Below are 18,602 nucleotides of genomic sequence, written 5' to 3' on the forward strand. Positions count from 1 at the left end.
GCGGACCTCGACTGAGCAGGCGTCGCGCGGAGTCCCTCGCTCAGGGCTGGTGGAGTCCCTCGCTCAGGGCTGGAGGAGTCCCTGGTGCAGACGCGGGTCGCCACGCTCGGACAGGACCGCGTTCAGGACGTCCGGCACGTCGGTGATGATGCCGTCGGCGCCCTCGTCGAGCAGCCGGTGCATGCTGCCCTCGTCGTTGATCGGCCACACGTGGACGTGCATTCCGAGCGCGTGCGCCGCCGTGAGGAAGCGCGGGGTCGGCACGTAGCGCCCACTCGCGTGTTCGGGCACCTGGGCGGCCACCCCGCGCGTCGGTGTCCACCGCCCGAGACCGAGGCGCGACAGGTGCCAGAGGGCGCGCATCTCGCGGGGGGAGAGGCTGGTGGGAAGCTCCGGAGCGAGGCGCCGCAGTGTCGCGAGCAGCTGGTCCGAGAACGAGGCCGCGATGACGCGGTGGGCGGCCCCGTGCGTGTGGACGCTGTCCGCCACAGCGGCCGCGAGCCGCTCACCGCCGGCCTTGAGTTCCAGGACCCAGAAGGTGTCGGTGGCTGTGAGGACCTCCCCGAGTGTGGGGATCGCGATCCCTTGGCCCGCGAAGGGACGGCTGCCGTCGGGTGCGACGAAGCCCGCGCCGGCGTCGAGCCGTCGCAACTCGGCCAGCGTTCGGGAGTCGACGGGCCCCGTGCCATCCGTCGTGCGATCGACCGAGGGATCGTGGTGGACGACGACGTGCCCGTCGGCGGTCAACCGCAGGTCCAGTTCGAGTCCGTCCACTCCCAGGTCCAGCGCGTGGGTGAAGGCGGCGAGCGTGTTCTCGGGCCGCGCCGCGCTCGCACCGCGGTGCGCGATGCGGGTGGGGCGTTGGGTGACCAGGGTCCGGGGCGGCACGACCGGGGTGGGCCTGGCGAGCCATGCGGCGCCGGCGGTGGCACCCGCCGCCACCAGCGCCCCTCGGGTCGCCAACCGCCTGCGTCGCTGGTCTCGTCGGCTCATTCGGACCACGGTGCCCCCCAGCGAGTGAACGTCGGCCAGATGTCCTCGACGGTGCCCTCACGGACGCCGATCACCGACCCGAACCGTCCCACCGCGGCGTCGGTGTCCTCGGGCCACATCAGAACGTAGTCACCGCGTTCCAGTCGCCCGGCGGGTGCGGTGATCGCGCTCGTGTGCTCCCCGCGACCTCCGTGCAGGCGGTCGTCGTCGAGGCCTTCGGGCCAGAGCAGCTCGGGCTGTTCGCCGCGGGCGTCCGGCCAGCTGCCGCCGCGCAGGGTGAGTTGCTCGCGGTCGCTGCCGGGCATGGAGAAGTCCGTCAGCGGCACGCGCGGGCTCGCGCCCACCACCCCGAGGACCGGCGCCGCGACGACGAGCGCGACCACCAGCTCGTCGTCGTCGAACCCCTCGCGCAACCACCGGGAGTAGACGACCGCCGAGCCGGGATGGATCTCGTCGAGCTCGTCGCCCTCGGCCCAGTTGCGGTAGTTCGCCGAGCCGGGGCCTCCGACCACGAGCTCGTCGGGGTCGATGGCGCCACCGGCGGCCTCCACCAGGAGCCTCCGGAGCTCGCGCAGACGCGCCCGGGCGTCGCGGGCGATACCGGTCCGCACCGGGCTCGCGGCGGTGACCCGGGCGTGGGTGTCGCGAGCGCGCAACGCGGTGCAGCGGACCACCTCACCGGCATCGCGCAGTCTCCCGGCGGCGGCGACGACCGATTGGGGCTCGCGGAACCCCCCTCTCCCGGCTCCGGAGTCGAGCTCCAGGCACAGCTCGACGGGTTCGTCGGTGCCGGCCTCGTGGGCGAGGTCGATGGTCGTGTCGAGGGTCGCGAGGTCGCCGACCGAGAGCCGTACCCGCTGGTTGGCGCGCGTCGGTGGCGTGGTCAGGTAGCGCGCGAGTTCACGGTCCGTCGGTGCCTCGGCGACGATCAGGTCGGCCTCCTCGGGCGCCGCTTCCAGCGTGGGGGCGACGTCCCGCAAACGGCGGACCAGGCCGCGCGGCTCGGGCAGCGCGTCGAGCACACGAGCGGCGGGTTGCGGGCCACCGAGGACGTCGAGGCGCGGACGCAACGTCCAGCCGTGGGTCTCGGCGAACCGCAGCAGCGCATCGAGGTTGTGCTCCACGCCACCGAGGTCGATCAGGCAGCAGGGCTCGCCCTCGCCGGCCTGCCCTGCCAGTCGGGCGAGCTCGTCCAGCACGGTCGGGGCCTCGGCGCGAACGCGCGCTGCGGCGGGATCGGACAGTCGAGCGCGGTTCCGCTCGGGGTCGACGAGGGGGGTCGCACCGGCGGTGAGGGCGGATCCGGCGACTGCGGCGGCCCCCGCCAGGAACCGCCGGCGCGGGACGGGGCCGGTCGCGTCGCGGTCGGTCGCGTCGCGTGCCGGCACGTCGCTCTCGCCCCTCACCGGCGCACCACGATCGTGCCGGCTAGGCGGTCGTGCAGCCCACGGCCCTGTGGATGCAGGAGCACAGCGCCGTGCACGAGCACCAGCACCCCCACGGCGACCCAAGGACCGAAGGGCCACAACGCCAGTCCCCCCACGCGAGCGAACGCGCGAGCCGCCCCGCGCCGGGGTCCCGGTCGATGGCCGTTGCCGAGAACCACCGCGATGCCCACGAGCCAACGGCCCGGGCTGCGACCCCACGCTTCCATGCCGACCAGCACGACCAGGGGCAAGGTCACGAGCCCGAGCGTCGCCACAGCGATGCCGACGGCCGACAGCGCGTCGACGCCCCAGGGTCCGCGAGCCTCGACGAGCAGCGCGAACAGGCCCGCGCCGGGCAGTGCCGCGACGAGAGCGACCAGCGCGAGGTCGATCGCGGCGGCGACCAGACGCGCGGCGAGCCACGCCGGCTGGCCGGGAATCGGCGCCGGGGCGGGGTCCGCCCCCTCTCGACGCTGGGTGGCGTCGGACGGGGCCTGCGGAGCCTCGGCCCCGAGCGCGCGAGCCGTGTCGGCCGGGGCTTCCTCCTCGGCGGGCGCTGACGGGCCACCGGAAGCGGCGGGATCCCCTGCGCCCGCCTGGTCCCCCGGCGGCTGGGCGCCCGCCGGCTCATGGGTCACCTCCGGCCCGCTCGGGGGAAGATCGCGCCCGGACGCCTCGCTGCTTGCCATTCCCGCTCCCATCGCGCCGCGGCTGCCCGTGGGTGTAGCGGCTCGTGGGAATCGCTGCAAGCAGCCGGCCTCCACGTCGTAGGCTCGCAGGCCCGCCACGCTGGCGGTGCGCACGTCCGACGCTCCATCGACCCGGTACGAGTCCGAGGGAACGCCATGACCGATCCCGACGAGGCCCCGCGGCCCACCGAGCCACGTCCCCCCGGGTCCACCTCCCCGGGCTCGTCTGCCGGGTCCACCTCCCCGGGCTCGTCTGCCGGGCCCACCTCCCCGGGCTCGTCTGCCGGGCCCACCTCCCCAGGCTCGTCTGCCGGGCCCACCTCCCCAGGCTCGTCTGCCGGGCCCACCTCCCCAGGCTCGTCTGCCGGGCCCACCTCCCCAGGCTCGTCTGCCGGGCCCACCTCCCCAGGCTCGTCTGCCGGGCCCACCTCCCCAGGGTCGCGGGTGGCCGCCATCGACGTCGCCCGCGGCGTCGCGATCCTCGGCATCTTCGCGGTCAACATCCTGCTGTTCGCGGGTGTCGGCGCCTACCTGGCCCCCGAGACCCTCGTCGACCAGGTCGCTCGCGGCGTCGTCGGCGCCTTCTTCGAGACGAAGTTCGTCACCCAGTTCGCCCTGCTCTTCGGGCTCGGACTCGCCCTGCAGCGCTCCCGAGGCTACGCGGTCCTGCTCCGGCGCCTGGTGGTCCTGGCGGTGATCGGGGGGCTACACGCGACGCTGATCTGGTCCGGCGACATCCTGCTCTTCTACGCGGTGCTCGGGCTGCTCCTCATCCCGTTCCTCGACCGCGCGCCGAGGACCCTCGTGACGTGGGCCACCGTCCTGATCAGCGCGAGCGCGGTCGTCTTCCTGATCGCCGGGGGCTTGTTCATGGTCGGCGAGGAGGTGGCGGGCCAGGATCCCGAGGTCGCCGCGGAGCTCGAGGCCGCCGAGGCCGAGGTGGCCGAACTCGCCGCTGAGGCGGAGGCCGCGTACACATCCCGGAACTACGCGGAGATCCTCGCGTTCCGCGTCGGCACCGAGCTCCCGCTCTTCGCCGCGAGCCACCTCTCCCTGGTGCCCATGACGCTCGCCATGGCCCAGCTGGGGATCGCGGCCGTCAACGGCGGCGTCGTCGCACACCTCGCCCATCACGGGCACCTCCTCCGTCGCTGGACGCGGCGGGGGCTCGCGATCGGTCTGCCGGTGAACCTGCTCGCCGGAGCGCTCGTGGCCACCGATCCCGCGATCAGCACCGCGAGCGGCATCGCTGCGTTCGCTCTGATGACCGCCGGTGCGCCGTTCCTGGCACTGGGGTACGCGTCCATCGCCGCCCGCGTGGGGCTCGCGAGGCCGGGGAGTGGCCCGGTGCGAGCGATGGAGGCCGTCGGACGCACCGCGCTGTCCAGCTACTTGCTCCAGAGCCTCGTCGCGACCGGGGTGTTCTACGGCTTCGCGCTGTACGCACAGCTTCCGCTCGTGGCTGCGCTCGGGTTCGTCCCGGTCATGTGGGCGGTCAACCTCGCCGCCGCCACCTGGTGGGTGCGGCGTTTCCGGTTCGGCCCGGTCGAGGCGCTGTGGCGGGCGGGAACGTACGGGCGCTGGCCGTCGCCGATGCGCGTCGACGCGGGCGCGGATCCTGGGCGTTGATCCGAACCGCCGTACGGTTACCCGCGCCGGCGCGGGTAACCGCACCACGAATCGGGCCGTGATCGCCGGCGCGGGTAACCGCACCACGAATCGAACCGCCCGATCACGCGCGGCAACCCGATCGTTGCGGTGAGTGAGCGGTGGTCGCGGCCAACGGGCAGTGGTCCCGGTGAGTGGGCGGTGGTCGCGGCCAACGGACAGTGGTCCCGGCCAACGGGCAGCGGCCACCGAGCAGGGTCAACGCCGACCAGAGATCAGCGGTGGGCGCGCGCGAGCGCACGAAGGTCGACGTCGGGGTCGGCGAGCTCCGAGCGGCTCGGCGTGGCGCGAGCGGTCACGAGCCGTCGACCGCCGCGTACGTCCCGGGTGCGGTCGATCCCGGCGACCGCGCACACCACCTCGCCGGACCGGTAGAAGGCGAGGAGCCGGCCCTCATGATCCGGGCCGTGCACGACGACGTCGTCGGCGTCGGCAGTGACGCCCGCGACCTGGAGCCGCTGCTCGTGCTGATCGGTCCAGAACCAGTGCGGCTCCTCGTACGTCTCCGACCCCCCGAGGATCGACGCGGCCACCACCTCCCCGTGACGCAGGGCCGTGTCGTAGTGCTCGACCCGGACCGCCCCGTGCAACGGGTGCTCCCAGCGGGCCACGTCGCCGGCCGCCCAGACACCGGGCAGGCTCGAGCGCCCGGAGGCATCGCAGACCACCCCATCGTCGACGTCGAGCCCGGCGTCGGCGGCCAGCCCGGTGGACGGAGCCATGCCGACGCCCACGAGCACCGCCGTCGCCTCGACCCGTGACCCGTCGGAGAGCTCCGCCAGGACGCCCTCCCTGGTGGGGTCGCAGGCCTCGACGGTCGTGCGGGTGCGCAGGTCGACCCCCGCCTCGCGGTGACGGCTGAGCAACGCCTCCGCGACCTCGCCCCCGAGAACCCGCGCGAACGGGTGGCCATCGACCTCCACCGCGGTCACCTCGACGCCGAAGGCCCGCGCGGTCGCCGCGACCTCGGCGCCGACGAACCCGAACCCCACGAGCAGCAGCCGCTCCGCGGACCCCAGGGTCGCGCGCAAGCGTTCGGCGTCGGCGCGGGTGCGGAGCGTGTGCACGTGCTCACCCGACAGGCGGGGGAGGGTGCGCGCGGTGCCGCCCGTCGCGAGCAGGACCGCGTCGGCCGCGATGCGATGGCCCGACTCGAGCACGACCTCCCCCGCTCCTCGGTCGAGGGCATCGGCGCGCTCGCCGGTGCGGATCGTGAGCTCGAGCTCGGCGGCGCGGTCGGCGTCGAGCAGGGTCAGCTCATCCGCCGCAGCGTGCTCGGAAAGGTAGGTCTTGGACAGCGGCGGGCGCTCGTACGGGGGGTTCGGCTCGTCACCGATGATCACGACGGAGCCGTCGAAACCGCGATCGCGTAAACCCTGGGCCGTGCTGGCGGCTGCCAGGCCGCCCCCGATCAGCACGATCGAGCCGGGTGGGGCGTCTGATGCGTCAGGTCGTGCCAACGGACCCCTCCTGTGCCCCTCGGGTCGAACTCTTCGCGCGCGGGCGGGCGTCCGCGACGGTCCGGGCTCCGCGACGGTCTGGACACCCGCGACGGTCCGGGCTCCCGCGACGGTCCGGGCGCCGGCGACCGTCGGGGCACCCGCGCCGGTCGGGGCACCCGCGGCGGTCGGGGCTTCCGCTGCCCGGGTGTGCACGCTAGCCTGCTGCGCCGCGCGGAACGATCCGGGTTGCCGACATCGACGGTCCCCCGCGATCAGGCGGGCGAGACGTAGCGTTGTTTCACTTGTGTGTCGTGCTGTGATCGGTAGTGTCCGTACCGAGCAGAAGGTGAGAGGTCCGGCTCCGGGTGGTTCGAGTGCCCGTTCATCGCCGGGATTCGGTGGCGGTCGCGACGAGGACGTTCCCGGCCCGCAACTCGGCGGGGCCGCAGACTGACGAAGGAGCGACGCATGCAGCAGGAGGAGCAACAAAGCTCCGGTGGCATGAGGCTGGAGATCCACAAGCCCGTGTTCTTCACGGCGGCGGGCCTCGCCATCGCCCTGGTGATCTGGGGTGCGATCTGGCCGGAGGCGGCGTTCGAGGTCCTGAACGAGAACATCCTGGCCGGTGTCACCGACAACTTCGGATGGCTGTTCATCGCCGCGGTCGCGGTGTTCCTGGTCTTCTGCATCTATCTCGTCATCAGCCCCTACGGCAAGATCCGGCTCGGACCGGATGACTCGCGACCGGACTACAGCTACGCGACCTGGTTCGCGATGCTGTTCAGCGCCGGCATGGGCATCGGGCTGCTCTTCTACGGCGTCGCCGAGCCGGTCTGGCACTACGTGTCCGACACGTTCGCCGAGCCGGAGAGCGAGCAGGCGGCCGAGCAGGCGATGCTCTGGACCTACCACCACTGGGGGCTCGGCCCGTGGGCGGTGTACGCGGTTCTGGGTCTGTCGCTCGCGTACTTCGGGTTCCGCCACAAGCTCCCGTTGACGGTCCGTGCGGCGCTCTACCCCCTGATCGGGGACCGGATCTACGGCCCGATCGGCAACATCGTCGACATCCTCGCGGTGCTCGGGACGCTCGTCGGCGTCGCCGTCTCGCTGGGGCTCGGGGCGATGCAGGTGAACGCCGGCCTCGAGTTCGTGTTCGGCGTGCAGGTCGACATCACGATCCAACTGATCATCATCGCCGTCATCACCGCGGCTGCCGTGGCCTCGGTCGTCACCGGGCTGGACAAGGGCATCCGGATCCTGTCGCAGACGAACCTGGTGCTCGCGGGGGCGTTGCTGCTGTTCGTGGCGCTCGTCGGCCCGACGATCCTGATCCTCACCGCCTACTTCGACAATCTCGGCAACTACGTCCAGAACTTCGTCCAGGTGCTGACCGCGAGCGGGGCGTACGAGACCGTCGACGCCGAGTACGCGCTGCCGGCGTTCCTCAGTGACTGGACGCTGTTCTACTGGGCGTGGTGGATCTCCTGGGCACCGTTCGTCGGGATGTTCATCGCCCGCATCTCGCGTGGCCGCACGATCCGGCAGTTCATCCTGGGCGTGCTGCTCGTCCCGACCCTCGTGTCGTTCCTCTGGTTCACGGTGATGGGCAACACCTCGCTCGACCTGATGGACCGGGGGGTCGTCGACATCTTCGGCGCGATGGAGGAGGGAGGCGACGAGGTCGCGATGTTCGCGATGCTCGACGCGTTCCCGCTGTCGCTGCTCACCGCGATCGTGGCGATGCTCGTGGTGATCTTCTTCTTCGTGACGAGCTCGGACTCCGGTTCGTTCGTCATCGACATCCTGACCAGCGGCGGCAATCCCGACCCGCCCGTGCCCACCCGGATCTTCTGGGCGGTCAGCGAGGGGCTCGTCGCGGCGGTCCTGCTGTGGGCCGGCGGGGAGTTCGCCCTCGACGCCCTGCAGGCGGGCGCGGTCGCGACCGGATTGCCGTTCACGATCGTGCTGCTCGTCGTCGTGGTGGGGTTGATCAAGGGGCTGCGCACCGAGCGCAGCTACTACTCCCTGTCGCAGATCGCGGCCGGTGCCGACCCCGAGGAGCGCCCCAAGCCGATCGAAGACGGCATGAACGACGCCGCAGCCAGTGAGGCGACCGACTCGGGTGACGAGCGTGGGCCGGCCTAGCCGGATCGGTGCCTGACCGAATCGGTGTCGGGGTCGCTGGCCGTCCGAGGCGGGCGGCCCCGGCAGCCCCACGTCAGCTACGTCCCAGCCGCAACTTGCTCGAACTAAAGGGGTAGGAGCATGCAACGAATCCTGGTGGGCGTCGATGCCTCCCCGAACGCCGAGGAGGCGGTCCGGTATGCCGCCGACGAAGCACGTCGGCACGGTGCGTCGCTCGAAGTCGTCTACGCCTTCGAGCCCCCCGAGAAGGCCGCGGCCTTCCCGGCCATGCCCGACAAGGGCAGGGACCGGGTGGACACCGAGCGCGCGAAGGAGCAGGCCGACAAGGACCTGGGGGAGTGGCTCGAGAAGATCGACGTGAATCTCGACGATCTCGATGTTCGCTGGACGGTCGTGCCCGACAAGCGGCCGTCGCGCGCCATGATCGAGCGTTCCGAGAACTGCGATCTGCTCGTGGTCGGCTCGCGCGGGCACGGGGGCTTCAAGGGACTGCGTCTCGGCTCCGTGTCCGAGCAGGTGGTCCGTCACGCGCGGTGCCCGGTCCTCGTCACACGCAAGGACTAGCCGCCGGCCCGGGCATCGAGCCGCCGCGGTCGTCGCCGCGGCGGCTCCTTCCGTGCGCGAGGCCTACGCCAGGAACCGGATCGTCAACGGGTAGCGGAAGCCCTGGCCCTGCGAGGCGCGGACACCACCGACGATCGCAAGGACGAGCCACGCCACGGCGGCGGCGAGCGCGAGCGGGAGCAGGGCGAGCGCGGCCAGCCCGAGCGTGAGCACGATCCCCGGCACCGCAAGGGCCGCCGCGGCGATGGCGTAGATCAGCACCGACAGGTTGAAGTTGAGCGCCTCCTTCGCCTCGCTGTGCACGAAGGGGTCGTCGCGGGCGGCCAACAGCACGACGAGCGGTCCGAGCACACCGGGCAGGCCCAGCAGCGTCACCAGCGCCGACAGGTGCGCGAGGCTCGCCAACGTTCGGCTCTGCGAATCGAGGCCGGCGCTGTCGGGGGCCGGAGCGCTGTCGGGGGCCGGAGCGCTGTCGGCGGCCGGAGCGCTGTCGGGGTCCGGAGCGCTGTCGGGGGCCCGAGCCCCGGTCGTGCCCGTCGCGGGATCGGGTGTCGCGGTCATGGGGACGTCTCCTCGGCCGTGCGTTGCGGATCGTGCGGTGCAACCCCCAATGAAGCGTCCGCGGGGGGTTCCCGCTGCGGGGGATCACCCCGATCGACTCCGGGCTCGTCCGCGCCGGATCGGGGTCGGTGGGGGCGTCCGGGTTGCGGCGTGCCCCATACCGGGAAGGGTGCAGGGGTCATGTCGAACGAATCGGGCGGCTCCACGCAACGTCGCGGTGGCTGGCGTCGGCGCCGCCGCGCCGAGCGCGTCCTCGTGAGCGCGGCTCGTCGAGCGGGCGTGCGGGACGCGCGAGTGCTCGAGGCGGTCGAGGCCACGCCCCGATCGGCCTACGTTCCTGCCTCGCTCGTCGGCGATGCCGACGCCGACGAGCCCCTGCCGATCGGCGAGGGCCAGACGACGAGCCAGCCCTCGCTCATCGCCCTCATGGTCGAGGCGCTCGAGGTCGACCCCTCGGACCGCGTGCTGGAGGTCGGCACCGGGTTCGGCTGGCAGACCGCGCTGCTCGCCCAGCTCGCCTCCGAGGTCGTCTCGATCGAGCGGCACGCGTCCCTCGCGGAAGAGGCCGCGGAACGGCTCGCCGGCTTCCCGCACGTCCGCGTCGTCGTGGGCGACGGGTTTCGGGGCGTGCCGGCGCACGCGCCCTACGACGCGGTGATCGTCTCGGCGGCGACCCCGTCGGTGCCCGAGGCACTCGAGGCCCAGCTCGCCGACGGGGGACGGCTGGTCGCACCCGTCGGGGCGCAGGGCCACCAGGTCGTTGTCCGGTACGTCCGCCGGGACAACGCGCTCGTCCGCGACCGAGAGTTGACCGCGGCGCGCTTCGTGCCGCTCGTGCCCGACGAGAGTGGCGGCGGCGAGGCCTGACAGCCAGCCGACATCGTCACGCGGCCTCCTCGTCCCGCAACGACCGCCGTAGACGGGCGACGATGCTGGCCGGAAGCCCGTCGCGCGTCTCGGTCGTGACGGCGTCCTCGTCCCCGGCGGCGCGCAGCCGCTCCAGGAGTGGGTGGGTGCGGGCGGGGACCGTCACGACCGCCGGCTCGGGATCGTCGGCGAGCCTCGCGATCCGGTCGCGGAACGCCGTACTCTCGAGCTCCATCGGCCCGACCTCGTCGACGACGAGCACACCGCCGGCAGGACGCCGGAGCGCCGGCAGCGCGACGCGTTCGAACGCCTCGACGTCGACCCCGTAGCGCCCGATGCGCGGTGGCCCGGGGAGCGAGACGTCGGCGAGCGTCGCCCGCTGTCCGCTCTGCAGGTCCTCGACGGCGAAGCCGCGACGGCTCGGAGAGGCCCCGCGGCTCCCCGCGGCCTCCGGTCCGGTGCGCACCTCCTCGGTCACGAATCCCCCGACGGGGACCCCTGCGGCCGAGAGCTCTCTCGCGACCGCCTGCGCCACGGTCGTCTTGCCGACCCCCGGTCGGCCGGACAGCACGATGAGCACTAGCGTCCCCCGTCCGTTCCGGCGGCGTCCTTGGGGGTCAGAACGCGGCTCAGCCGCCCCGTGCGCCAGTCGAGCGCCTCCCAGGGGACCTCGACGTCGAGCATCGCCACCGCGCAGGTCGGGAACTTGCCGAGGCGGTCGGCGGCGTGTTCCGGGCTGGAGGCCAGAGCGGCCGCGAACTCCCCGATGCCGGGGTTGTGGCCGATCAGCAGGACGTGGCCCGCGGTGGCCTCGGAGTCGCGCAGCCGGTCCCGGAGTTCCGCGGCGCTGGCGCCGTAGAGCTCCGGTTCGCTCGACACCGGCGCGTTACCGACCCAGGCCTCGAGCAGGGCGAGGGTCTCCTGCGCGCGCCGGGCCGTCGAGCAGCGCACGAGGTCGGGGGGCGGGGCCGTTCCCAGCAGGCGCTGGGCCATGTGCGGGGCATCGACGCGCCCACGCTCGTTCAACGGGCGATCGTGGTCGGCGAGCGAGGAGTCGTTCCACGAGGACTTCGCGTGGCGGAGCACGGTGAGCAATGGCATCGACCACCATGATGCCCCACCATCCCGCGGAGCGCCTGTCACTCGTCCCTCCGGTCAGGGTGAGCCGGAGATCCCGTCCTTGAACGGGCTGCGGCCCGCGCTCCCGGGCGGGACGCGCTCATGGTCCGGCTGGGACAGCACGACCCGTTCGATGGGCGTGCCGAGATCGTCGGCGTAGAGCGCCCGTACGAGGCCCCAGCACGTCAGCAGGAGCACGACGCTGAAGGGCAGGGCCGTCGTGATCGCGGCGGTCTGCAGGGCTTCCAACCCCCCGGCCCCGGCGAGCAGCAGCGCACCGGCGACGGCGCCCTCACCGATCGCCCAGAACGCGCGCTGGAAACGTGGCGTCTCGGTCGACCCCCCGCTCGTGAGCTGATCGATGACCAGCGACGCCGAGTCCGAGCTCGTCACGAAGTAGATCGCGACGAGGAGGATCGCGAGCACGGTCATGATCTCGGTGAGCGGCAACGCCCCGAGCAGCTCGAACAGTGCGATCGCGGGATCCTCGGCGACCGCGGCGGACAGCTCTCCGCCGGTCGCCTCGTCCATGGTGAAGGCCGTGTTCCCGAACACCGCCATCCACAGGAACGTGAGCCCCGCCGGCACCAACAACACGCCGAAGGCGAACTCGCGGATCGTGCGTCCGCGGGACACACGCGCGATGAACAGGCCGACGAACGGCGACCACGACAGCCACCAGCCCCAGTAGAAGATCGTCCACTCGGCCTGCCAGCGACCGTCGCCGCCCGCGTCGGTCCAGAACGTCGTCTCCGGCAGCGTCTGGACGTAGCGACCCACCTGCTCCACGAAGCTCGACAGCACGAACTCGGTCGGGCCGGCGAACAGCACGAAGACCAGCAGGGTCACAGCCACGCACAGGTTCGTGATCGAGAGCCGCAGGATGCCCTTGTCGATGCCGAGCAGCAGGGAGGTGACCGCGCCGGCGGTGACCGCGACCAGGATGAGCAGCTGCACCGCCTGGTTCTGCGGCAGCAGCCCGAGGCTGGAGAGGCCGGCGTTCACCTGCAGGATCCCGAACCCCAGGGAGGTCGCGACGCCGAACATGGTGCCGAACACCGCGAACACGTCGACGGTGTTGCCGACGCCCCCGTGGATCCGGTCGCCGAGCAGGGGGTAGAGGGCCGAGCGCATCGACAGCGGCAGTTCGTGGCGGTACGCGAAGTAGGCGAGGGCGAGGCCCACCACCGCGTAGACGCCCCATGCGTGCAAGCCCCAGTGGAAGAACGTGAACTGCATCGCCTCCTGCCGCGCCGCCACGGTCCCGGCCTCGGCCTGCGGCGGGTCGGTCAGGTGGCTCAGCGGCTCGGCGACCGACCAAAAGACGAGGCCGATGCCCATCCCCGCGGTGAAGAGCATCGCGAACCAGGTCGGATACCCGTAGTCGGGCCGGCTGTCGGGCGGGCCGAGGCGGATGCGCCCGAACCGGCTGGCGCCGAGCCACACGAGGAGGACGAGCAGCCCACCCACGACGAGGATGTAGTACCAGCCGAGGCTCGCGGCGATGCCGGCCTGCGCGCGATCGAAGAGGGTCCCGAGCAGCTCCGGGGCGGTCGCGCCGAGCACCACGAAGGCCGCGATCACCGTCGCGGACACGCTCGCGACCCACGGGTTCAGCACCATGCGACTGAGCACATTCGTCCCCTTGAGGCTCCGGCGACCGGTATCCGGCGACCGGTATCCGGCGACCGGCATGGCGCCACCGGCCTGGGGCGACCGGCCTGGCCGACCGGCGTGGGTGGCGTCAGGTGTGCCGGTTGCCCGTCCCCGACCGCCTGCCTGCCCCATGTCGGACACGCGGCGGAAAGTGTGTCAGCCGTCGTGGCCGAAGGCGAACCAGGGTGGGCGTGCCGAGACCTTCGCGACGCCGGGGACGTCGCGCAGGTCCTCGCTGGCCGTGGTGGCGGCGACGAACAGTGCCCCGCCAGGGGCTTTGCCCGGTGGCGGCCGAGGTCGCAGAGTACGGCGTGGCACTCTTCGGACGATCCGCGCCATCGCCGCTGTCAACGAGGCCCCACGTGTCGAGGACCTGGCTCGCGCTCCCGCTCGGCAGCATGGTCGCGTTGATGATCATCGGCTCCTCCGGGGTGGCGGTGGCCCTGCCGACGCTGTCGGCCGATCTCGGGCTCGACGTGGCCGCGACGTCGTGGGTGCTCGCGTCGTTCGGGCTGACGCTGGCGGTGGCCACCGCCGTCTTCGGGCGATGGGCGGACCTGGTCGGTCTGCGCCGGCCGTTGCTCGTCGGCGTCGCGCTGGTGGCCGCAGGATCGATGACCGCGGCGACCGCCGGGTCGTTCGAGGTGCTGATCGCCGGCAGGCTCGTGCAGGGTGCGGGCGGCGGGGCGGTGCCGGTCGTGGTTACCGGCCTGGTCACCGCCCGCTTCTCGGGTGCCGAGCGAGCCCGCATGCTCGGTGTGATCGGCGTGATCGTCAGCATCGTGTCCGGCTCGGGGCCGCTGATCGGCGGCGCGATCGAGCACGCGCTCAGTTGGCGCGCCGTCGTGGGTCTGCCGGTGCTGGTGCTGTTGCTCGTGCTCCCGGTGGCCCGGCTGGCAACCACCTCCGGGGACGACCGCGGCGTCGGGCTCGATCTGCCCGGAGCCCTCCTGACCGGTACGAGCGTGGGCAGCGGGATGGTCCTCCTGCAGGCGGTCGGCGGGACACTCGCCCCTCTTGCCATGGGTGGCGTGGCGGTGGTCGCGGCCGTCTCCACCGCCACGCTCGTGGTGCACGTCCGGCGACGCCCCCGCGGGTTCCTGCCGCGGCGCCTGCTCGGTGACGTGGGCCTGCGGCGAGCCTGCCTCGCCGGGTTCGCGACCCTGACGTCGTGGCTCGCGATGCTGTTGGCCGTGCCCGAACTGTTGGCCGGCGTCCAGGGTTGGGAGCCGTGGCGGATCGGCGTCGCTATGGTGCCCGGGGCGGCGATCGGCGCGCTCGCATCCCGGGCGGTCTCGACCCGTCGTCGGCAGCGGGACCGCGGTCGCATCGCCGCCGGCCTCCTGGTGATCGGTGCGGTCGGGCTCGCGATCGGCGGCGCCGCGGGTGGCGAGCCGGCGCCGCTCGTACTCGGCCTCGCCCTCGTCGCCGCCTGCTTCGGCGGGGCCCATGTGGTGCTGCTCGACGCGGTGCCCGATCTGGTGCCCGAGGGGCTGCGCGGCGGGGCGATCGGGCTGTTCAACCTCGCGATGTTCACCGGCGGCGCGGTCGGCGCGGCGCTCGCCGGCGGGCTCGCGGGGATGCTGGGCCTCCGAGGGGCGCTCGTGGCCCTGAGCGTGTTCCCGCTCGTCGGGGCGGTGGCGGCCCTCGGGGTCACCCGCGGCACCCCCGTCGAGGATGTCAGCCGCTAGGCTGCCGGGGCGAACGCGACGCACGCACCGCGAGCCGGCTCGGGAGGCCGGGCCTCCGATGCGCCGGGGAGCGCTCGTTCGCGGCTGCCGTGCTCGATGTGACGGGGAGGATGCCGTGGAGCGTCGCAGCTGGGCCGAGCCGTACCGCGTGAAGGTCGTCGAGCCGATCAGGATGACCACGCGGGCCGAACGCGAGGAGCGCATCGCAGAAGCCGGCTACAACACGTTCCTGCTGCGCAGCGAGGACGTGTACATCGACCTGCTCACGGACTCGGGGACGGCCGCGATGTCCGACCAGCAGTGGGCGGCCATGATGGTCGGCGACGAGGCCTACGCGGGCAGTCGGAGCTACTACCGCCTGGAGGAGGCGGTCCGTCTGGTCTACGGGTACGAGGAGCTCGTGCCCACCCATCAGGGCCGCGGCGCCGAGCACCTGCTCAGCCAGGTCCTCATCTCACCGGGTGACGTGGTTCCCGGGAACATGTACTTCACCACCACACGGTTCCATCAGGAGTACGCCGGGGGGCGGTTCGTCGACGTCATCATCGACGAGGCGCACGATCCCGAGAGCCTGCACCCGTTCAAGGGCAACATCGACCTCGACAAGCTGCAGGCCGTGATCGACACGCACGGGGCCGATCGCGTCCCTTATGTCTCGTTCGAGACGAACGTGAACATGGCCGGGGGACAGCCGGCGTCCATGGCCAACATCAAGGCGGTCCACGAACGGTGCCGGCACTACGGCATCCCGGTCATGCTCGACGCCACGCGCGCGCTCGAGAACGCCTGGTTCATCCAGCAGCGCGAGGGCGGCTATGCCGACCGCAGCGTGGCGGAGATCCTGCGGGAGGTCTGCGACCACTCCGAGGGGGCGACGGTCTCCTCGAAGAAGGACAACCTCGTCAACATCGGCGGCTTCCTCGCGGTCCGGGACCCGGAGATCGCCCGCCGCGCCCGCACACTGCTCGTGGCGTTCGAAGGCCTGCAGACCTACGGCGGCATGGCCGGGCGCGACATGGAGGCCCTGGCCCGCGGCATCCACGAGATGGTCGAGACCGACGACCACGTCGGGGCGCGCGTCGGGCAGGTGGAGTATCTCGGAGACCTGCTCGTGAAGGCCGGGGTGCCGATCGTGCGACCGGTCGGCGGGCACGGGGTGTTCCTGGACGCCCGCCGCATCTGCTCGCACCTGGCGCACGAACACCTGCCCGCGCAGGCGCTCGCGGCCGCGATCTACCGCGACTCCGGGGTGCGGGGCATGGAGCGCGGCATCGTCTCCGCCGGCCGCGACCCCCAGACGGGCGAGCACCACACCCCGAAGCTCGAGCTCGTGCGGCTCACCCTCCCGCGTCGGGTCTACACGCAGGCGCACATGGACGTCACCGCCGAGTCCATCGCCCACGTCACGGACGAGGCCGAGCAGATCCCCGGGCTCGAGTTCACCTACGAGCCCGGCGAGCTGCGGTTCTTCCAGGCCCGGTTCCAGCCGCTCAGCGGCTGACGGACCGGAGACCCGCCCAGCGCGGCACCCCGCCCACGGCCATCCACACCCACGGGCCCCCGTGTCGTCAGTTGAACGGTCCCCGTGCGTCGGAGCGTCTCGAGTAGTCTGCCGTTCGGCGGGACACGTCGTGGCGTCTCGGAGGTGGATCGTGGTGCAGGAGTCCGAGGTGCCCGAGCCGGTCCGTCCGACGGCCACGCGCGAGCGGGTCGCCACGCTCGACGTGCTCCGCGGGGTCGCGATCCTCGGGATCCTGATCGTCAACATCGAACTGTTCCGCGGATCGGACTTCTACCAGGTCGTGATGGGGGAGATCCCCGACTACGACGGGGTCGACGGAGCCGTGCAGTTCGGCGTCGGGTGGTTGGCGTACGGCAAGTTCCTCTCCAGCTTCGCCCTGCTGTTCGGACTGGGTGCCGCGATGATGTCGGAGCGGGCCGGTGTTGCCGGACGCCCAGCACGCGGGTTGCTCGCTCGACGCTACGTGGTCCTCGCGGTCCTCGGGATCCTGCACATGACGCTGCTGTTCGCCGGCGACATCCTCTTCCAGTACGCGCTGGCGGGGTTCGTGCTGCTCCTGTTCCTCGGGGTGCGGGCCCGGACGGCCCGCTGGTGGGCGGTCGGCATCGGCGTGGCCTACCTGGTCCTGGCGGTCGGGTTCACCACGCTGGCGGCGACGGCTCCCGAACCGGCCGCCGACGATCCCGTCATGCAGGAGATGGAGGCGTTCTTCGCCGACCGCGCCGCCTTCGCGGAGCAGGCCTTCACCACGGGGGGCCTGGGCGAGCAGGTCGCCGCTCGATCCATCGAGGCGCTGTTCCTGCAGAGTGGCCAACTGTTCCTGCTGCCCTGGGTCCTCACGCTGTTCCTGCTCGGCCTGGCAGCGGGTCGAGCGGGGCTGCACCGCCGTCTTCACGAGCCCTGGTTGCGGCGCACGGCGATGGTCGCGCTGCCGGTGGGGCTGGTGCTCAACCTCCCGTCGGGATTCGCCGGCTCGCTGGGGGCGGCCGCGATCGGGACCGGCGGTGAGGTCGACGCCGCGCAGACCGCCGGCACCATGGCCGCCTATCTCGTCGGGTCCCCGCTGCTCGCGGTGGGCTACCTGTCCGTCATCGCCCTCCTGTGCCAGCGTCCGGAGGTGCTCGCGCGCCTGGACCCGCTGCGGCGAACCGGGCGGATGGCCCTGACCGCGTACCTGTCGCAGAGCCTGCTGTGCACCGCGTTCTTCGTGTGGCTGGGGTTCTACGATCGCCTGTCGCCGGCGGCGGCCCTGCTCGTCGTCGTCGCCGTCTGGGTGATCGTCGTGGCCGGGTGCACCCTGTGGATGTCGCGCTTCGACATGGGGCCGGTCGAGCGGCTGTGGCGCCGCCTCACCTACGGACGCGCGCGGGCCGGTGCCTGACGAGGGCGACGCTCAGGTCTCGGCGACGACGAGGTCGTGCAGGGCGTCGAGGTCCTCGGCCAACGCCACCTCCACCCGCTGCAGCACCGCGCTGCCGATGCGACCGCCGAGCCGGCCGAGCCGCAGCCACGGAACGCCGATGTCCAGCCGCGCCTCGACGCGACACCCGTCGCCGGCCGGCTCGAAGCGTTGCTCGCCCGCCAGCCGGAGCCGACCGTTGATCAAGGCGAACGCGTAACGGTGAGGGGGCTCCCAGGCGGTGATCTCCACGGTCCACGGCAAGGTCACGCCCGCGTAGGTGCGAGTGCCGGTGAGGCGGCTGCCCACACCCGGGGTGGCGCCAAGGGAGCCCTCGCCGCCGGCGTGGGCGTGCCCGTCCGGGGCCCGGACCTCGTGAACGCCCCTCCTGCCACCGGGCCATGCGCGCCGGGTCGGTGGCGATCGTGAACACCACCGCGGGCGGTCTCGGGATCGTGATCGACGCGGTGACCGTCTGCGTCACGCCAGGACTAGGCGGCGGGCGCCTCGGGGTGGTGGTGAGGTTCGGCATCGGGGACGTCGAGCAGGTCTCCGGCCAGCCCCCGGCGCACCAGGGCGAGGCGCACGGCACGGTCGACGTCGGCGGCCGTGGTGGTGCCGCCGGTCGTGCGCGCGATCGAGCGCTGCAGACGGCGGCGCTCGAGGTGGGCGCTCGCGATCGCGCGCATCCAGGCCATGCGGTCGTCGTCGTTCGCGGCGAGATCCTCAGCGAGGGCCTCCGCCTGCGCCTCGATCAGCATGAGGGCGAGATCGCGGTCGACGATCTCGAAGGCGAGTTCCTCGTCGATGTGCAACGCGATCGTACGGGTCATGAGGTCGACACCTCGTCGGCTCCCGT

Annotated in this window: 18 protein-coding genes and 1 pseudogene; 7 read left to right on the forward strand and 12 right to left on the reverse strand. The window is 72.5% G+C overall.

Translation table 11 applies throughout. The features are described from left to right. Positions 1-63: 63 nt before the first annotated feature. Genes ER308_RS16120 through ER308_RS16130 form a run of 3 tightly spaced genes read right to left on the reverse strand, consistent with a single transcriptional unit; the run spans position 64 to position 3,109 of the window. The gene (locus ER308_RS16120; RefSeq protein WP_131155941.1) at positions 64-993 is read right to left on the reverse strand and encodes a glycerophosphodiester phosphodiesterase family protein; all 930 of its coding nucleotides are present in this window, start codon (positions 991-993) and stop codon (positions 64-66) included. Further along, complete coding sequence (locus tag ER308_RS16125; protein ID WP_165492167.1) at positions 990-2,399, reverse strand: alanine racemase; 1,410 nt, start codon at positions 2,397-2,399, stop codon at positions 990-992. Before ER308_RS16125 ends, ER308_RS16120 begins: the two co-directional genes overlap by 4 nt. Beyond that, positions 2,396-3,109 carry an RDD family protein gene (locus ER308_RS16130; RefSeq protein ID WP_165492168.1) on the reverse strand — a complete coding sequence of 238 codons (714 nt, stop codon included), beginning with the start codon at positions 3,107-3,109 and terminating at the stop codon, positions 2,396-2,398. The genes ER308_RS16125 and ER308_RS16130 overlap by 4 nt, the downstream gene beginning before the upstream one ends. Positions 3,110-3,553: 444 nt before the next feature. Here ER308_RS16130 and ER308_RS16140 point away from each other — a divergent pair, with 444 nt between their 5' ends. Beyond that, complete coding sequence (locus tag ER308_RS16140; RefSeq protein ID WP_131155944.1) at positions 3,554-4,738, forward strand: DUF418 domain-containing protein; 1,185 nt, start codon at positions 3,554-3,556, stop codon at positions 4,736-4,738. 254 nt (positions 4,739-4,992) lie between these two features. Here ER308_RS16140 and ER308_RS16145 read toward each other — a convergent pair whose 3' ends face one another. Then, a complete protein-coding gene (locus tag ER308_RS16145; RefSeq protein WP_165492169.1) occupies positions 4,993-6,237 on the reverse strand; it encodes an NAD(P)/FAD-dependent oxidoreductase in 1,245 nt (414 codons plus the stop codon). A gap of 450 nt (positions 6,238-6,687) precedes the next feature. On the opposite strand from ER308_RS16145, the gene ER308_RS16150 reads away from it, so the two are divergent. Together ER308_RS16150 and ER308_RS16155 are read left to right on the forward strand one after the other, a co-directional pair. Then, entirely contained in the window at positions 6,688-8,364 is a 1,677-nt protein-coding gene (locus ER308_RS16150) for a BCCT family transporter (protein ID WP_131155946.1), read from the forward strand. A 120-nt stretch (positions 8,365-8,484) separates the two neighbouring features. Next, entirely contained in the window at positions 8,485-8,928 is a 444-nt protein-coding gene (locus tag ER308_RS16155; RefSeq protein WP_131155947.1) for a universal stress protein, read from the forward strand. Positions 8,929-8,991: 63 nt separating this feature from the next. On the opposite strand, the gene ER308_RS16160 is transcribed toward ER308_RS16155, so the two are convergent. Further along, complete coding sequence (locus tag ER308_RS16160; protein ID WP_205745666.1) at positions 8,992-9,489, reverse strand: DUF4870 domain-containing protein; 498 nt, start codon at positions 9,487-9,489, stop codon at positions 8,992-8,994. 180 nt (positions 9,490-9,669) lie between these two features. Between ER308_RS16160 and ER308_RS16165 the strand changes: the two genes are divergently transcribed. Then, on the forward strand, positions 9,670-10,356 hold the full coding sequence (locus ER308_RS16165) for a protein-L-isoaspartate(D-aspartate) O-methyltransferase (RefSeq protein ID WP_131155948.1): 687 nt from the start codon (positions 9,670-9,672) through the stop codon (positions 10,354-10,356). A 16-nt stretch (positions 10,357-10,372) separates the two neighbouring features. Here the strand turns inward: ER308_RS16165 and ER308_RS16170 are convergent, their stop codons facing one another. From ER308_RS16170 to ER308_RS21770, 4 genes are all read right to left on the reverse strand, one after another. Beyond that, the gene (locus tag ER308_RS16170) at positions 10,373-10,927 is read right to left on the reverse strand and encodes a nucleoside-triphosphatase (protein ID WP_165492170.1); all 555 of its coding nucleotides are present in this window, start codon (positions 10,925-10,927) and stop codon (positions 10,373-10,375) included. An 8-nt stretch (positions 10,928-10,935) separates the two neighbouring features. Continuing rightward, the gene (locus ER308_RS16175; protein WP_131155950.1) at positions 10,936-11,457 is read right to left on the reverse strand and encodes a SixA phosphatase family protein; all 522 of its coding nucleotides are present in this window, start codon (positions 11,455-11,457) and stop codon (positions 10,936-10,938) included. Positions 11,458-11,511: 54 nt separating this feature from the next. Then, entirely contained in the window at positions 11,512-13,098 is a 1,587-nt protein-coding gene (locus tag ER308_RS16180; protein ID WP_205745667.1) for a BCCT family transporter, read from the reverse strand. Positions 13,099-13,287: 189 nt separating this feature from the next. Then, positions 13,288-13,449, reverse strand: coding sequence for a hypothetical protein (locus tag ER308_RS21770; protein ID WP_165492171.1), 162 nt, complete (start codon positions 13,447-13,449; stop codon positions 13,288-13,290). 44 nt (positions 13,450-13,493) lie between these two features. Between ER308_RS21770 and ER308_RS16185 the strand changes: the two genes are divergently transcribed. The 3 genes from ER308_RS16185 to ER308_RS16195 all read left to right on the forward strand — a co-directional run bounded on the left by ER308_RS16185 (position 13,494) and on the right by ER308_RS16195 (position 17,725). Continuing rightward, positions 13,494-14,822, forward strand: coding sequence for an MFS transporter (locus ER308_RS16185; RefSeq protein WP_131155952.1), 1,329 nt, complete (start codon positions 13,494-13,496; stop codon positions 14,820-14,822). A gap of 115 nt (positions 14,823-14,937) precedes the next feature. After that, a complete protein-coding gene (locus tag ER308_RS16190) occupies positions 14,938-16,323 on the forward strand; it encodes a tryptophanase (protein ID WP_205745668.1) in 1,386 nt (461 codons plus the stop codon). Between the two features lie 154 nt (positions 16,324-16,477). Next, positions 16,478-17,725: a DUF418 domain-containing protein gene (locus tag ER308_RS16195; RefSeq protein ID WP_131155954.1), complete on the forward strand. Its 1,248-nt coding sequence runs from the start codon at positions 16,478-16,480 to the stop codon at positions 17,723-17,725. A gap of 12 nt (positions 17,726-17,737) precedes the next feature. On the opposite strand, the gene ER308_RS22580 is transcribed toward ER308_RS16195, so the two are convergent. From ER308_RS22580 to ER308_RS16205, 3 genes and pseudogenes are all read right to left on the reverse strand, one after another. Continuing rightward, entirely contained in the window at positions 17,738-18,013 is a 276-nt protein-coding gene (locus tag ER308_RS22580) for an SRPBCC family protein (RefSeq protein ID WP_240731830.1), read from the reverse strand. 52 nt (positions 18,014-18,065) lie between these two features. After that, positions 18,066-18,275: pseudogene (locus tag ER308_RS23295) on the reverse strand (SRPBCC family protein); the annotation flags it as partial. Then, on the reverse strand, positions 18,235-18,576 hold the full coding sequence (locus ER308_RS16205) for a hypothetical protein (RefSeq protein ID WP_131155956.1): 342 nt from the start codon (positions 18,574-18,576) through the stop codon (positions 18,235-18,237). The gene ER308_RS16205 and the pseudogene ER308_RS23295, both read right to left, overlap by 41 nt. Between the last annotated feature and the right edge of the window lie 26 nt (positions 18,577-18,602).

This window comes from Egibacter rhizosphaerae, from assembly GCF_004322855.1.
GTDB lineage: Bacteria > Actinomycetota > Nitriliruptoria > Euzebyales > Egibacteraceae > Egibacter > Egibacter rhizosphaerae.